Annotated in this window: 15 protein-coding genes; 13 read left to right on the top strand and 2 right to left on the bottom strand. The window is 68.6% G+C overall.

Translation table 11 applies throughout. The annotated features are described in order from the left end of the window. Nucleotides 1–85 precede the first annotated feature (85 nt). On the top strand, nt 86–484 hold the full coding sequence (locus tag ASF65_RS10555; protein ID WP_055888650.1) for a cupin domain-containing protein: 399 nt from the start codon (nt 86–88) through the stop codon (nt 482–484). Between the two features lie 7 nt (nt 485–491). Here ASF65_RS10555 and ASF65_RS10560 read toward each other — a convergent pair whose 3' ends face one another. Continuing rightward, a complete protein-coding gene (locus ASF65_RS10560; protein ID WP_055889128.1) occupies nt 492–1175 on the bottom strand; it encodes a DUF2161 family putative PD-(D/E)XK-type phosphodiesterase in 684 nt (227 codons plus the stop codon). 125 nt (nt 1176–1300) lie between these two features. Here ASF65_RS10560 and ASF65_RS10565 point away from each other — a divergent pair, with 125 nt between their 5' ends. The 7 genes from ASF65_RS10565 to ASF65_RS10595 all read left to right on the top strand — a co-directional run bounded on the left by ASF65_RS10565 (nt 1301) and on the right by ASF65_RS10595 (nt 8864). Next, nucleotides 1301–2086, top strand: a complete 786-nt coding sequence (locus tag ASF65_RS10565; protein WP_055888652.1) for a glucose 1-dehydrogenase — start codon at nt 1301–1303, stop codon at nt 2084–2086. 135 nt (nt 2087–2221) lie between these two features. Beyond that, complete coding sequence (locus ASF65_RS10570; protein WP_055888654.1) at nt 2222–3355, top strand: ABC transporter ATP-binding protein; 1134 nt, start codon at nt 2222–2224, stop codon at nt 3353–3355. 32 nt (nt 3356–3387) lie between these two features. Next, nucleotides 3388–4500, top strand: coding sequence for a PotD/PotF family extracellular solute-binding protein (locus tag ASF65_RS10575; protein WP_055888656.1), 1113 nt, complete (start codon nt 3388–3390; stop codon nt 4498–4500). 80 nt (nt 4501–4580) lie between these two features. Further along, nucleotides 4581–5531 (top strand): ABC transporter permease, encoded by a 951-nt coding sequence (locus tag ASF65_RS10580; RefSeq protein ID WP_055888658.1) that lies wholly within the window; start codon nt 4581–4583, stop codon nt 5529–5531. Next, a complete protein-coding gene (locus ASF65_RS10585) occupies nt 5528–6328 on the top strand; it encodes an ABC transporter permease (protein WP_055888659.1) in 801 nt (266 codons plus the stop codon). The genes ASF65_RS10580 and ASF65_RS10585 overlap by 4 nt, the downstream gene beginning before the upstream one ends. 8 nt (nt 6329–6336) lie before the next feature. After that, a complete protein-coding gene (gene hisD, locus ASF65_RS10590; RefSeq protein WP_055888660.1) occupies nt 6337–7671 on the top strand; it encodes a histidinol dehydrogenase in 1335 nt (444 codons plus the stop codon). After that, a complete protein-coding gene (locus tag ASF65_RS10595; protein ID WP_055888661.1) occupies nt 7668–8864 on the top strand; it encodes an alpha-hydroxy acid oxidase in 1197 nt (398 codons plus the stop codon). Before hisD ends, ASF65_RS10595 begins: the two co-directional genes overlap by 4 nt. On the opposite strand, the gene hydA is transcribed toward ASF65_RS10595, so the two are convergent. Next, entirely contained in the window at nt 8832–10268 is a 1437-nt protein-coding gene (hydA, locus tag ASF65_RS10600) for a dihydropyrimidinase (protein ID WP_055888662.1), read from the bottom strand. The genes ASF65_RS10595 and hydA overlap by 33 nt on opposite strands. A 140-nt stretch (nt 10269–10408) precedes the next feature. Between hydA and ASF65_RS10605 the strand changes: the two genes are divergently transcribed. The 5 genes from ASF65_RS10605 (at nt 10409) to ASF65_RS10625 (ending at nt 15084) form a co-directional block, all read left to right on the top strand. Then, nucleotides 10409–11065, top strand: coding sequence for a GntR family transcriptional regulator (locus ASF65_RS10605; protein ID WP_055888663.1), 657 nt, complete (start codon nt 10409–10411; stop codon nt 11063–11065). Between the two features lie 92 nt (nt 11066–11157). Next, on the top strand, nt 11158–11550 hold the full coding sequence (locus tag ASF65_RS10610; protein WP_055888665.1) for a VOC family protein: 393 nt from the start codon (nt 11158–11160) through the stop codon (nt 11548–11550). A gap of 56 nt (nt 11551–11606) precedes the next feature. Beyond that, complete coding sequence (locus ASF65_RS10615; RefSeq protein WP_055888667.1) at nt 11607–13178, top strand: ABC transporter substrate-binding protein; 1572 nt, start codon at nt 11607–11609, stop codon at nt 13176–13178. 63 nt (nt 13179–13241) lie between these two features. Beyond that, complete coding sequence (locus tag ASF65_RS10620) at nt 13242–14207, top strand: ABC transporter permease (protein WP_055888669.1); 966 nt, start codon at nt 13242–13244, stop codon at nt 14205–14207. Nucleotide 14208: 1 nt separating this feature from the next. Continuing rightward, the gene (locus ASF65_RS10625; RefSeq protein WP_055888671.1) at nt 14209–15084 is read left to right on the top strand and encodes an ABC transporter permease; all 876 of its coding nucleotides are present in this window, start codon (nt 14209–14211) and stop codon (nt 15082–15084) included. Nucleotide 15085: the final 1 nt, after the last annotated feature.

Here is a 15085-nt window from a genome sequence, read left to right on the forward strand (position 1 = left end):
CTGGCCATGCCGACGAAGCGGCTTTGAACCCGGCAGCACGGCCCTATCCTTCCAGTCTCGCCACCGAAGCAAGAGGATGCGGCCCATGGACATCATTAGAAACGGATCGTCGCCCTCGGGCCGGGGACCGGCGGAGTGGTTCAGCGGGACGGTGCGCGTCGATCCCCTGTTCTCCCCCAACGAGGCGCGCCGCGCGGCCGCCGCCACCGTCACCTTCGAGCCCGGCGCCCGCACGGCTTGGCACACCCACCCGCTCGGCCAGACGCTGATCGTCACCGCGGGCCTCGGCCTCGTCCAGCGCGAGGGCGGGCCGATCGAGGAGATCCAGCCGGGCGACGTCGTCTGGTTCGAGCCGGGCGAGAAGCATTGGCATGGCGCCTCGCCGACCAATGCCATGACCCACATCGCCATTCAGGAACAGAAGGACGGCAAGGTCGTCGACTGGATGGAGCACGTCACCGACGCGCAGTACCAGCCGGGCTGACGCGCGCTCAAGGCCAGCGCGCGAGGGCTTCGTGCCCCTGCGGCGTCAACGCGTAGACGCCGTGACCGGTGCGCTCGAACCAGCCGTAGACGTTCCGTCGCAGCATCGCCGCGGCGGTCGGCACCGCGGTGGCGAGATCGCGCGGGCGCTGCGGTCCCGTCGCCAACGCGCGGGCCAGCACGAGCGCCTGCTGCCGATAAGCCGTCATGACGGGCGCGCGCGAGCCCCCGCCGGCGACCGGGTCGCCCTGCCGCCGGTTGTGCTCGCTGACGAGGCGCGAGCGCCGCTTCGGGTCGCGACGCGGCATCGGCGCGTCCGGGCTGAGGAGAACGTGCACCACGTCGTCGCTGCCGACGCCGAGCAGCCCGAAGCCGAGCCGGCGGCAGAGGTTTCGAAACCGCGCGTCCGCCTCCCGCCCCTTGCCGCGCAGCGACAGGCGCGCCGCAAGCCAGACCTCGTCGCAGGCCGCGGCCCGGTCGACGGCCTGCAGCACGAGTTCGAGATTGAACGTCTGCTTCAGCTCGCAGACCACGACGATCGGCGGTTCGCCCTCCCGCAGCCCCAGGAGATCGCACCCGCCGACCTCCCCCTTCACCGAGAAACCGCGCGTTTCGAGGAACGCCTTCACCGGCGCATAGAGCGCGGTCTCGGGGCGAGCGCCGGTCGCGCTGGTCGATGGTTCGGGAGCCATGGTCATCGCGTCAGGAACACCGGCAGCCTTTCGCCGGTCTTTCGCGCCAGCGTATGCAAGACGTTTGCGAGCCCGTTCGCCCATGTCAAAAGGACGGACCAGATGAAGCGAAGGGCGGGGATCGAATGGCGTCGGAACGAAACAAAGGTGTCGGTCGGTTCGATCTCACGGGCCGCGTCGTACTGGTGACGGGCGCGAGCCGCGGGATCGGCGCCGCGCTGGCGACGGCTCTCGCCGAGGCGGGCGCCTCGCTGGTCGTCGGCGCACGCAAGGTCGAGGATCTCGAGGCAACGGCGGATGCCATATTGCAAGCCGGATCGCCCGTCCTCGCCGTTCCGCTCGACGTCACGCACGTCGCGTCCATCGAGGCGGCGGTCGATGCGGCCACGCAGCGTTTCCGCCGGCTCGACGGGCTCGTCAACAACGCGGGCGTCGAAGACGTCCGCCCGAGCTTCGACGTGGACGAGGCGCTGTGGGACCGCATCCTCGACACCAACCTGAAAGGTGCGTTCTTCGCGGCGCAGGCGGCGGGACGCGCGATGCAGGCGAACGGCTCGGGCAGCATCGTCAACATTGCCTCCTTGACCTCCATGGTCGGCGTGCCGACCGCGGTTCCCTACGGCTCGTCGAAATCCGGGCTTCTCGGCATGACGCGGGCGCTCGCCGCGGAATGGGCGCCAGTCGGCATCCGCGTCAATGCGATCGCGCCCGGCTACTTCCGCACAGCCATGACCGACGTCTTCTACGAGAACGACGACTGGAGCGAGCGCATGCTCGGGCGGATCCCGATGAACCGGTTCGGCGATCTCGACGATCTCGCCGGCGCCGCGCTGTTCCTGGCGAGCGACGCGTCGCACTACATGACCGGGCAGTGCATCGCGATCGACGGCGGCTTCCTCGCCTCCATCTGAAACCGCTGGGGGAACAGGCGCCTGCCACAAGTTTGGGCTTGCGCCGAGCTTGCGGCTGGATCAAGCACACGTCATGCGTTGTGACGAATCCGCCCAGACTTCCGAAGCTGCCCCCGTACGCGCGGGACGGCGCGCATGAGCGTTGCCCGCCCGGCTTCCGCCGTCGCCACGCCCGCCGTGTCGGTGCGCGACGTCTCCATGCTCTTCTCCGGACAAGCGGCGGTGGCGGATGCCTCGTTCGACCTTGCCGGTGGCCGGTTCCTGACGATCCTCGGCCCCTCGGGCTCGGGGAAGACGACGCTCCTGCGCATGATCGCCGGCTTCCAGAAGCCGACGCGCGGCGAGATCGCGATCAACGGCCGTCCGGTGTCCGACGAGCCCGCGCACAAGCGCAAGATCGGCATGGTGTTCCAGAAGCTCGCGCTGTTTCCGCACATGACGGCCGCCGAGAACGTCGCTTTCCCGCTCAAAATGCGGCGCTTCGATGCGCGCGAGATCCCGGCCCGCGTCGAGCGCTATCTCGATCTCGTGCATCTCGGCGCCTACGGGGACCGACGCATCCATGAGCTGTCGGGCGGCCAGCAGCAGCGCGTGGCGATCGCCCGCGCGCTGGTCTTCGAACCGGAGCTTCTTCTTCTCGACGAGCCGCTCGCCGCGCTCGACCGCAAGCTGCGCGAGGAAATGCAGCTGGAGTTCCGCCGCATCCAGCGCGAACTCGGCATCACCACGATCAACGTGACGCACGACCAGCGCGAGGCGCTCGTGGTGTCGGACGAGATCATCGTGATGGACGCGGGCCGCATCCAGCAGATGGCCGAGCCGATCGCCGCCTATCGCGCGCCCGCCAACGCCTTCGTCGCAAGCTTCATCGGCGTCACCAACCGGCTGGAGGGCAAGGTCGCGGGCTCGCAGGGCGAGGTGGTGACGCTCGAGACGCCGCTCGGCGCCATCAGCGGCCGCTGGTCCGCGCCCGCCGGCCGTGCGCCGCGCACGGGCGAGCCCGCGGTCGGCATGCTGCGCGCCGAGCAGATCCGCGTCGAGGGCGCCGGTTCGACCGGCACGGCGCTCGACACCCATCTCACCGCCGAGATCGCCGACGTGATCTTCGAGGGCGAGCGCGTCGTCTACGAGGCGCGCCTCGCCGGCGTACTGGGCGTGACCTTGCGCGCCTTCGACCACGATCCGGTTGGCCACGCCGTCCAGCCCGTCGGCGCCCACGTCCGGCTCGGCTGGAATACGCGCGACCTCATCGTCTTTCCGCAGACCTGAACGCCGCCCCCTTCGCGAAAGGAGCCTTCGCCATGACCGACAAGCCCTTCCTCCATGACCTCAACCGCCGCCGCTTCCTGCAGGGCGCCGCCGCCGTGGGCTCGATCGGCGCGGCCTCGGCGCTCGGCCTTCGCACGGCCGTCGCGCAGGAGCCGGAGAAGCCGGCCGAGATCATCGTGCGCGCCTGGGGCGGATCCTGGGTCGAGGCGCTGAAGGCGGGCGTCTCCGACCCGTTCACCAAGGCGACGGGCATCGCGGTCCGGCACGACCTCACCGAGGACAACGAGATCCAGCCGAAGGTCTGGGCGGCGGTGGCGCAGAAGCGCGTGCCGCCGATCCACATCAACTGGGACACGACCACCAACGCGACCAAGTCGGCGCTGCGCGGCGTGACCGAAGACCTCTCGGACCTGCCGAACCTCAAGGGCGTCACCGAGCTCGCCAAGCCCGTCGGCCTCGACGGCTATCCGATCGTCGACACCTACGGCTACGTCTACGTCCTCGCCTATCGCCCGGCCGCCTTCCCGGACGGGCCGCCGACCTCGTGGAAGGCCATGCTCGACCCGAAGTTCAAGGGCCGCATCGCCCTCTACAACGACGGCATCGGCTTCCACTTCCCGGCGCAGGTCGCCGGCGGCGGCAAGCTCGAGGACATTCCGGCCAACATGCAGCCGGCCTGGGACTTCATCGCCAAGGTGAAGGAGCAGCAGCCGCTGCTCGGCGAGGACCCGGACTTCACGACCTGGTTCCAGAACGGCGAGATCGACCTCGCCTGCACCATCTCGACCAACGCGCGCGAGGCCAAGAAGAACGGCATCGACGTCGCCTGGGTGGTGCCCGAGGAAGGCGCCAAGTTCGACACGGACGGGCTGTGGATCCCGAAGGGCCTGCCCGAGAACGAGCTCTACTGGGCCAAGAAGTACATCGACATGGCCATCGGCAAGGACAGCCAGCAGGTCTGGCTCGACGGTCTCGGCCTGCCGGGCGTCGTGCCGGGCCTGACGCCGCCGGCCGATCTCGCGGGCGACCCGTCCTATCCGACGAAGCCGGAAGACTTCCAGAACCTCATCCGCATCTCGTCCAGGGTGCAGGTGGAGAACGAGGCCGAATGGTTCGGCAAGTTCAAGGCCATCATGCAGGGCTGACGCCATCGGGCCTCGGGGGCGGATCCCATCCGCCCCCGAGGCCACCCTTCCGCAACTTCGCAGCGCCAGATCCCGACCCCATGCCGCTTCGCCCCGCCCGCTCCGCCTATCCCCTCCGTTGGCGCGTCTTCGACGCGGCCGAGGCGGCGGCGCGCGCCGTCTGGCCCGCACGGGCGGGCAAGGCGCTGCCCTGGTTGATGCTGGCGCCCGCGATCGTTCTCGTCGGGCTCCTCGCGATCAGCCTCTTCGACATTCTCGACGCCAGCCTTCGCACGCTCGACACGGCGACCTTCCTGCCGTCCGAGGAACGCACGCTCGCCAATTACGCCCGCGCCTTTTCCGAGCCGGTCTTCCTCAGCGTCGCGCTGCGCAGTCTCGGCGGCGCATTGATCGTGACGCTCGCGACCCTCGTTCTCGCCTTTCCCTATGCCTATGCGATGGTGCGCACGCGCTCGGCCGCGAGGCGCAAGGCGCTGCTGATCGCGCTGTTCCTGCCCTTCTTCATCGGGCAGGTGGTGCGCGCCTACGGCTGGCTGATCCTCCTCGGCAACCAGGGGCTCGCCAACGAGATCTTCGCGCTGTTCGGGCTCGGCCCCTATCGCCTCCTCTTCAACTACTGGGCGGTGCTCTTCGGCCTCGTCCAGTACATGCTGCCCTTCGCAGTCCTGATGCTGGCGCCCGCCCTCTCGGCGATCCCCGAAGAGGTCGAGGCCGCCGCCGGCTCGCTCGGGGCCAACTGGGGGCGGACCCTTCTCCACGTCGTGTTTCCGATGGCGACCCCCGGCTTCGTCGGCGCGGGGCTCGTGGTGCTGACCCTGACGCTGACCGACTTCGCGATCCCCGCGATCCTTGGCGGCGGGGGGCAGGACTTCATCGCCAATGCGATCTACGACCAGTTCTTCCGCACCTCCGACCAGGGCATGGGCGCCGCGCTGACGCTGCTTCTGGTCGTCGTCGGCTCGACGCTCGTCGGCGCCGTCTTCGCGCTCTTCGGGGCGGGCACGCTGGCGCTGCGGGGGCGCGCGCCATGACCGAGGCCCGCTCCAAGCGCTGGGTGATCGGCGCCCTCGTCGCCCTGTCGCTCGCGATCCTTTCGGCCCCGACGCTTGTGGTGCTGGGCGCCTCGTTCACCGCCGGCAACATCATCGCCTTCCCGCCCGACGGGCTGTCGCTGAAATGGTACGCCAAGGTCGCGGGCGCGGCGGACTTGCGCCAGGCGTTCTGGCGATCGCTTCAGGTGGCGTTGATCTGCACCGCGATCTCAATTCCCGTCGGCACGTTGGTGGGCCTCGCGCTCGCCAATTACCGCGTACGCTTCGCCAATCTTCTCCAGGTCTATCTTCTCCTGCCCTTCACGATCCCGCTGATCGGCTCGGGCATCGGACTGATGCTCCTGTTCGGCGAGGCGGGCGTCCTCGGCTCGCTCTGGCCGGTCGGCGTCGCGGCCTGCGTCATCAATCTGCCCTTCATGATCTGGGCGGTGAGCGCGAGCGCCGGCGCGCTCGATCCCGATCTGGAGCTCGCCGCCTCGATGTGCGGCGCGCCGCCGCTCCAGACGTTCCTCCTCGTCACCGTTCCGGCGGTCGCGCCCGGCATCATCACCGGCTCGCTGCTCATGTTCATCCTGGCCCTCAACGAGTTCCTGGTGAGCCTTCTTCTCGTCGACGCGCGCACGGTGACGCTGCCCGTCCAAATCTACAATTCGATCCGCTCCATCATCACGCCCGATCTCGCCGCCATCTCGGTGGTCTTCATCGCCTGCGCGGCGCTCGCGATCCTCGCGCTCGACCGCCTCGTCGGCCTCGACATCTTCCTGAAATCGAAGTGACGCCTCCCATGTCCTCGACCCCCTGCTCCTTCCACGACCTCGCCACCCTCGACGACGCCGCGCGCGCCCGGCTCCTGCGGCGCTCCGAGACCGACCTCTCGTCCTTCGTCGAGACGGTCCGCCCGATCATCGAGGCGGTGAAATCGGAAGGCGACGCCGCGCTCTTGCGCTTTGCCCGCGATCTCGACGGCGCGACCGTCGCGCCCGGCGCGCTGCAGGCGAGCGAGGCCGAGTTCGACGCGGCCTTCAAGGCCGTGGAGCCGGAGGTGATCGACGCCATCCGCTTCGGCATCGACAACATCCGCCGCTTCCACGAGGAGCAGAAGCCTGAACCCATGTGGTTCAAGGAAATGCGTCCGGGCGCGTTTGCCGGCGACCGCTGGACGCCGATCCAGTCCGCCGCGCTCTACGTGCCGCGCGGCAAGGGCGCGTTTCCCTCTGTCACGATGATGACCAGCGTGCCGGCCGTGGTGGCGGGCGTCTCGGACCTCTGCATCCTCACCCCGCCGACGGCGGACGGCTCGGTGGATGCCGCGACCCTCGTCGCCGCGCGGCTGGCGGGCGTCGAGACGGTCTACAAGGTCGGCGGCGCGCAGGCCGTCGCGGCGGCCGCCTTCGGCACCGAGACGATCCAACCCAAGATCAAGATCGTCGGCCCCGGATCGCCCTTCGTGGTGGCGGCGAAAAGCCTTCTGTCGGGCGTCCTCGACACCGGCCTCCCGGCCGGCCCGTCCGAGGCGATGATCTTCGCGGACGAGACGGTGGACGGCGCGCTCGCGGCCCTCGATCTTCTGATCGAGGCCGAGCACGGGCCGGATTCGTCGGCCTATCTCGTCACCCACGACCGCCGCGTCGCCGAAGAGGCGATGGCCGCCCTGCCCGGCCATTGGGCGCGCATGACCGAGCAGCGAGCGACCTTCTCGCGCACCGTCCTGACCGGCCCTTACGGCGGGATCGTGCTGACGCCCTCGCTGGAAGACAGCTACCGCTTCGTCAACGACTATGCGCCCGAGCATCTCGAGCTTCTGTCGACGGAGCCGTTCCGCCATCTCGGTCGGATCACGGAAGCCGCGGAGATCCTGATGGGGCTGCATACGCCGGTGACGCTCGGCAACTTCGTTCTCGGCCCCAACGCGGTGCTGCCGACCAGCCGCTGGGCGCGCACCTACGGGCCGCTGTCGGTGACCGACTTCCTGAAGCGCTCGTCGATCGGCTACGTCACCTCCACCGGCTATCCCGAACTCGCGCTGCACGCCCGCCGCCTCGCGCGCTACGAGGGCTTCTCCTCGCACGAGAACGCCGTGTCGGAGATGCGCGACGCCATCCTGTCGAAGCCGCGATGACCGCGCGCTTCGTCAATGTCGAGGACGCCCGCCGCATCGCCCGGCGGCGTCTTCCGAAGATCTTCTTCGACTATATCGACGGCGGCTCCTCCGCCGAGGCGACGCTTTCGTCGAGCACGGCCGACTTCGCAGATTTGCGGCTGGAGCAGCGGGTTCTGGCAGGCCTTCGTCCACGCGACCTGTCGAGCGAGTTCCTCGGGCAGCGGAACCGCCTGCCCTTCATGCTCGGCCCCGTCGGCTTTCTCGGCCTGTTTGCCGGGCACGGCGAGATCCTGGCGGCGAAAGCCGCCCATGCGGCCGGCATCCCCACGTGCCTGTCCAATTTCTCGATCGCCTCGCTCGACGACCTTCGCCGTGCCGGCTGCGCCGGGCCGCTGCAGTTCCAGCTCTATGTCCTGAAGGACCGCGGGCTGGCCGAGGAGTTCGTCGCGGCCGCCGAGCGGGCCGGTGTCGAGGCCCTGCATCTCACCGTCGATACGGCCGTGACCGGCATTCGCGAGCGCGACGCGCGCAACGGCTTCCGGGCCGCCACGCGGATCACGCCGTGCATGGGCTTCGGCATGGCGCTCCGCCCGGCCTGGGTGTTCGATATGCTGCGGACCGGCAAGCCCGGCGTCGGCGCGGTGCGCGGCCGCGCGGAGTTCGGCGCCAACATCCTGGCGCAGGCCGCCAGCCTTTCCCGCCTCATCGACCCCGCCCTATCGTGGGACGACGTCGACTGGCTGCGCGGACGCTGGCGCGGGCGCCTGTCGATCAAGGGCATCCTTCATCCCGACGACGCGCGGCGGGCGAAAGCGGCGGGTGCCGATGCCATCGTGGTGTCGAACCACGGCGGGCGCCAGCTCGACGGGGCCCGCTCGACGATCAGCGCCCTTCCCGGCATCGTGGACGCGGCCGATGGCCTCGAGGTTCTTCTCGACGGCGGCGTCCGGCGCGGGACCGACATCGTCAAGGCGATCGCACTCGGTGCTTCAAGCGTCCTTCTCGGCCGTGCCTATGTCTGGGGCGTGGCGGCGGGCGGCGAGGCAGGCGCGGCCCGCGTCATCCAGCTCCTCTCCGACGAGATCGACGTCACCCTTGGTCTGATGGGCCTGTCGTCGATCGACGAGTTGAAGGCGCTCGGACGCGGCGCCCTGGTGCCGACACCCGAGGTCGCCGCGTCAGGGAGCGTGGTCCAGCCGGTCGGCCTCTGAACCGGCGCGCGGGCGCATCGCGTCGGACGGCTCCATGACGACCCGCCGGCCGCGGCCGGGCACCGCGAGGCACATGCCGTCCGCGACGACCACCTCGCCCCGCGACAGGACGGTCTCCGGCCATCCCGTCACGCTGGTGCCCGCGAACGGATTGTAGCCTGTGTTGTCGTGGAGATCGTCGGCCCCGAACGTGACGCGCCGCTCCGGGTCCCAGATCGCGATGTCGGCATCGGCGCCGACCACGATCCGCCCCTTGGCGGCGAGGCCGAAGATCGCGGCGGGCGCGGTCGCCGTCAGCTCCACGAACCTCTCCGGTCCGAGCCGCCCGCGGCTGACCATCGCGTCGAACATCAGCGGCAGGCGCACCTCGAGGCCCGGAAGCCCGTTGGCGATGCGGTTGAAGGGGGCATCCGCGCCGTTGGCGAACTTGCCGGTCTCGTCGAGGCGATAGGGCGCGTGGTCGGAGGAGACGACCCGAAGCGTCCCGTCGCGCAAGCCCTCCCAGAGCGCGTCCTGGTCGTCGGTGCGGCGCTGCGGCGGGCTGCACATCAGGCCGGCGACGTCGCGTCCCGGCGCATCGAGCTGGTCGCCCGTCATGAAGAGGTAATGCGGACAGGTCTCGGCGACGACCGGAACGCCGCGCGCCTGCGCCGCGCGCACGATCTCGACACCCTCGCGCGTCGAGACGTGGAACAGCATGATCGGCTGGCCGGTGAATTCGGAGAAGACGCACATGCGCGACAGCGCCTCGACCTCGGCCGCGCGCGGATGCGACAGCGGGTGGAAGCGCGGCTCCGTGCGCCCACTCCCGATCAGGCGGCGCGACATCCAGCGGATCAACCCGTCGTTCTCGGCGTGGAAACAGACTAGCGCCCCGCCGCCGCGCACCGTCCACAGGACGTCGAGAATGTCCTCGTCGCCCAGACGCACCTTGTCGTAGGTCGTGAAGATCTTGATCGACCGGTGCCCTTCGTCGATGAGTTCGGGCAGGTCGCGAGCGAGGTTGTCGCCCGAAACGTCCGACACGATCATGTGGAAGGCGTGGTCGATCATCGCGCCGCGCGCCGCCAGCGCGGCATAGTCGTCGACGACCTGGCGCAGCCGCTTGCCGGGGTGCTGGGCGGCGAAGGACACGATCGAGGTGGTGCCGCCGTGAAGCGCCGAGCGGGTCGCCGTCTCGAACGTGTCGGCGTTCATCAGGCCGGCGCCGGAAATCTGCTCGACATGGCAGTGGGTGTCGACCCCGCCCGGCATGACGAGGCGAGCGCGCGCGTCGATTCGGCGCGTCGCTGGACCGAGATTTTTCCCGACCGCGACGACGCGCCCGCCGGCGATGCCGACGTCCTCGTCGCGCGAGCCCTCGGCCGTCACCACGCGCCCGCCTTCGATCAGAACGTCCAGCACTCCGCCCTCCTGTCACGATCGGCCACCTTGCCAAGGGATACCCAATGTATACACTCGACCGCAACAGGAAATCGGACGATGACGACGAACGTGGGTTCATGGCATATGCACGTGCACAGGCGGGAGGCGAAGGAACGGTCATGAGCCTCAAACCCGCCACGGCGCAGACGCTCGGCCAGTCGGTGCACGACCGTCTGAAGGCGATGATCCTCGCCGGCGAACTGCCGGCCGGCACGCCGCTGCAGGAGAAGCTCTTCGCCGAGCGCCTCGGCGTCTCGCGCACGCCGGTGCGCGAGGCGGTGGCCAAGCTGACCAGCGAAGGGCTCGTCACGCGCAACGGCGGCGGGGTGCCGACCGTCAGCCGCATCTCCGTCACCGAGATCATGGAGATTCTCCACGTCCGCCGGCTGCTGGAGGGCGAGACGGCGCGGCAGGCGGCCAGCGTCAACGCCTCGCCCGAGCCCTTCCTGGCGCTGCGCCGACGGCTCACGCAGTATCTGGAGGGCGAGCGCCCGAGCGTTGCCGAATACGCCCAGTTCGACGAGGACTTCCACACGCTGGTCGCGCGCACGGCGGGCTCGACGCTCCTCACGGATCTCGTAAAAGGGCTGAAGCTGAAGACGCGCATCTTCGACAACGGCTCGATCCCCGAGCGATTCGTGCCGGGCTGCCACGAGCATATCGAGATCGTCGACGCGATCCTCGCCCGCGATCCGCCCCGCGCCGAGGCCGCCATGCTTCGTCACATCGACAACGCGCGCAACGCCATCCTCGGACATCTCTCACGGCTGTTCTGAAACTCGAGGCTATGCTGCAAGGCAGCATGGAATCCTCTTGCCATTTTTTGTGTATACCGCTTGGATGGCGGCAGCATACGAGAGGGGACGAGATGACCGCAGAGACCGCCACGCGCCCGGAGGGGCCGATCCTCGGCATCACGTTCCTCTACTACCGCGACCTCGAGCACGCCGTGCGTTTCTACGAGACCGTGCTCGGCTTCACCCTCGCGATCGACCAGGGCTGGTCGAAGATCTACCGCATCACCGGCGCCTCGCATGTGGGCCTCGTCGACGAGGCGCGCGGCATGCACCGCGCGAGCGATCCCAAGCCCGTCCAGCTCTGCATCCGCGTGCCCGACGTCGACGCCTGGCACCGCTTCGTGCAGGCGCACGGCGTCGCCAACCTCACCGAGCCGCGCGACAGCGCCGCGCTGAAGATCCGCGCCTTCGTCTTCGACGATCCCGAGGGCTACCAGATCGAGGTCCAGTCCGCCCTGGACTGACCCCGCAACCGACGTCACGGCGAAGGCCGGCAACCGCATTCCTGGAGGAGGACAAGATGACACTGCACCGTTCGATCCGATGCCTGCTGGCGACGGCGGCTCTCGCCGCCACCCTGCCGCTCGGCCCCCTCGCCTTCGCCACGGCCGCCGAGGCCAAGGAGGTGACGATCGGCCTGACGTCGGACCCGACGATCCTCGATCCGCAGGCTGGCGAGGAGCTGTCGAGCAACATCATGTTCTACCACCTCTACGACCCGCTCGTCCGGCGCGACAAGGACCTGAAGTTCGGACCGGGCCTCGCCGAAAGCTGGTCGCAGAAGGACGACAAGACCTGGGTCTTCAAGCTGCGCGACGGGGTGAAGTTCCATAACGGCGAGACGCTGAAGGCGTCCGACGTCGTGTTCACGATCGACCGGCTCAAGGCGTCGGTCATGTCGAACCTCTCGGCCAACATCGCGAGCGCCAAGGCGGTGGACGATCGCACCGTCGAGATCGCGACGCCCGGCCCCTATGCCGCCCTGCCGAACGACCTCGCCGCGATCCTGATCCTCAACGAGGCCTACACGAAGAAGGTCGGCGACGCCGAACTCGGCCTGAAGCCGATGGGCACCGGCCCCTATCGCCTGAAGGAGTGGGCCAAGGAAGACCGGCTGACGCTGGAAGCCTTCCCCGACTACTACGGTGGCAAGGCGAAGATCGACACCGTGGTGTTCCGTCCGATCACCAACCCGGCGACGCGCACGGCCGCGCTTCTGACGGGCGAACTCGACGTGGTGCAGGATCTCGCCGTGCGCGACATCGACCGCGTCAAGGCGGAAAGCGGCGTGACGGTCGAAACGCGGCCGAGCCTCCTCAACATCCTTCTCGCCCTCGACGTGCGCGAGGCCTCGCCCACCATCTCGGGCAAGAACCCGATGACCGACCGGCGCGTGCGCGAGGCGATGGCCCGCGCGATCGACGTCGCCGCGATCGACCGCGTCATCATGAACGGTCTGGCGACCCCGTCCGCGCAGTTCGTGCCGGAATCCCATCTCGGTTATGTCGAGGGCGCCGACTTCCATGAGATGTACCCGTTCGACCTCGAGCGCGCGAAGGCGCTGATGGCCGAGGCCGGCGTGCCGGACGGCTTCGCGGTGACGCTCGACGCCACCAACAACCGCTACGTCAACGACGCGCAGGTGGCCCAGGCGCTGACCTCGATGCTCGGCAAGATCGGCATCCAGCTGAATCTGAACCTGATGCCGAAATCGAACTTCTGGGGCTACATCCGCGTGCCCTCGCCCAAATCCAGCATGATCATGTCGGGCTGGGACGTGCCCTCGGGCGACGCCGGCTCGATGTACAACTCGCTCTACTACAGCCGCGACAAGAAGCCGGGCTACGGCGAGGTGAACCGGACGAGCTACTCGAACCCCGAGGTCGACGCCCTCCTCGACAAGGCGGACTCGACGGCCAACGTCGAGGAGCGCGACTCGCACCTGCAGGAGGCCACCAAGCTTCTTCTGGCCGATATCCCGATGATCCCGATCCATTACGAGCAGGACATCTACGCCTCGCGCGACACCGTCACCTTCGAGCCGCGCGTCGACAAGTTCATCTGGGCCTACGAGATGGACGTCGCCGAGTAAGGATTTCCGACGGGCGGGGGCGCCGTCGCGCCTCCGCTTTTTCGGACGAAGGGCATTCCCTCCATGTTCGCATTCACGGTCAGACGGCTGATCCAGACGCTCGTCGTGCTCTGGGCGGTGTCGGTCATCGTCTTCCTGATGACGACCTTCACCGGCGACCCCGTCTTCATGGTCGTCCCGATTGACGCGACGCAGGCCGAGATCGAGCAGGCGCGCCGCATCCTCGGCCTCGACCAGACGCTTCTCGTCCAGTACGGCATCTTCCTGAAGGGCCTCCTTCAGGGCGACCTCGGCCTGTCCTACGTGTTCCGCCAGCCGGCCTTCTCGCTGATCCTGGAGCGCCTGCCGGCGACGATGGAGATCGTGCTGGTCGCCATGGGTATCGCCACCGTCGTGGCGATCCCGCTCGGCGTCTATGCAGGCGCCAATCCCGGCAAGCCCTTGTCGCGGCTGATCATGTCGGGGTCGCTGCTGGGCGTCTCGCTGCCCGGCTTCTGGGTCGGCATGATGCTGATCTGGGTGCTGGCAGTGGAGTATCGGATCTTCCCCTCGTCGGGGCGCGGCGCGGTCGGCACGATCTTCGGCATCGAGACCTCGCTCGCCACGTGGTCGGGATGGCAGCACATCGTGCTGCCCGCCGTGACCCTCTCGGTCGGCACGCTCGCCATCCTCCTGCGCATCACCCGCGCCGGGATGATGGAGGTGACGCGGCAGGACTACATGAAGTTCGCGCGGGCCAAAGGCGCCTCGCGGGCCCAGGTGCTCTACGGCCATGGCCTGCGCAACGCGCTGATCCCGGTGGTCACGATCTTCGGCCTGCAGCTCGGCGATCTCATCGCATTCGCCACGATCACCGAGACCATCTTCGCCTGGCCCGGCATGGGCAAGCTCCTCATCGACAGCATCTACCGCGCCGACCGCCCCGTGATCGTGGTCTACCTGATGCTGGTCGCGCTGATCTTCGTGGTGATCAACTTCGTGATCGACCTTCTCTACACGGTCATCGACCCCCGGATCACGGTGCGCTGAGATGGCGACGGGTCTCCTTTCCTCGCAGCTCGCCCACAACTGGCGGCGCAACACCTCCGCTATTCTCGGGTCGGCGATCATCATCGCCTGCGCCATCATCGTCGTGTTCGGCCCTTCGCTCGTGGCCCAGAACCCCTACGACGTGATGCAGCTCGACCTGATGGACAGCTACCTGCCGCCCGCCTGGATGGACGGCGGCAATCCGAAATACTGGCTCGGCACCGACGGACAGGGCCGCGACGTGCTAGCCGCCGTCGTCTACGGCACGCGCATCTCGGCGCTGATCGGGCTCGCCGCGACGCTGATGTCCTGTGTGATCGGGACCTTCCTCGGGCTGATGGCGGGCTATTTCGGCGGCTGGATCGATGCCGTCATCATGCGCGTCGCCGACATCCAGCTGTCCTTTCCCTCGATGCTGATCGCGCTGTTCCTGATGTCGGCCTTCGGCACGGGCATCGACAAGATCCTGATCTCGCTGACCGCCGTCGGCTGGGTCGTCTATGCGCGCACGGTGCGCGGCTCGACGCTCGGCGAGCGCAACCGCGAATACGTGCAGGCGGCGCGGGTCGCCGGCCTTCGCACCGGGCCGATCATCCGCCGCCACATCCTGCCCAACGTCCTGACACCGCTGATCGTGGTCGCGACCGTGCAGGTCGGCACCTTCATCCTGATCGAGGCCTCGCTCAGCTTCCTCGGCGTCGGCGTACCGGTCACCCAACCCTCGCTCGGCCTCCTCATCAAGAACGGCTTCGATGTCCTCTTCTCCGGCCTCTGGTGGACCTCGCTGTTCCCCGGCCTGATGATCATGGCGATGGTGTTCGGCATCAATCTCGTCGGCGACTTCCTGCGCGACGAACTCAATCCCCGGCTGAAATAGG

Source organism: Aureimonas sp. Leaf324 (assembly GCF_001423245.1).
Lineage (GTDB): Bacteria > Pseudomonadota > Alphaproteobacteria > Rhizobiales > Rhizobiaceae > Aureimonas.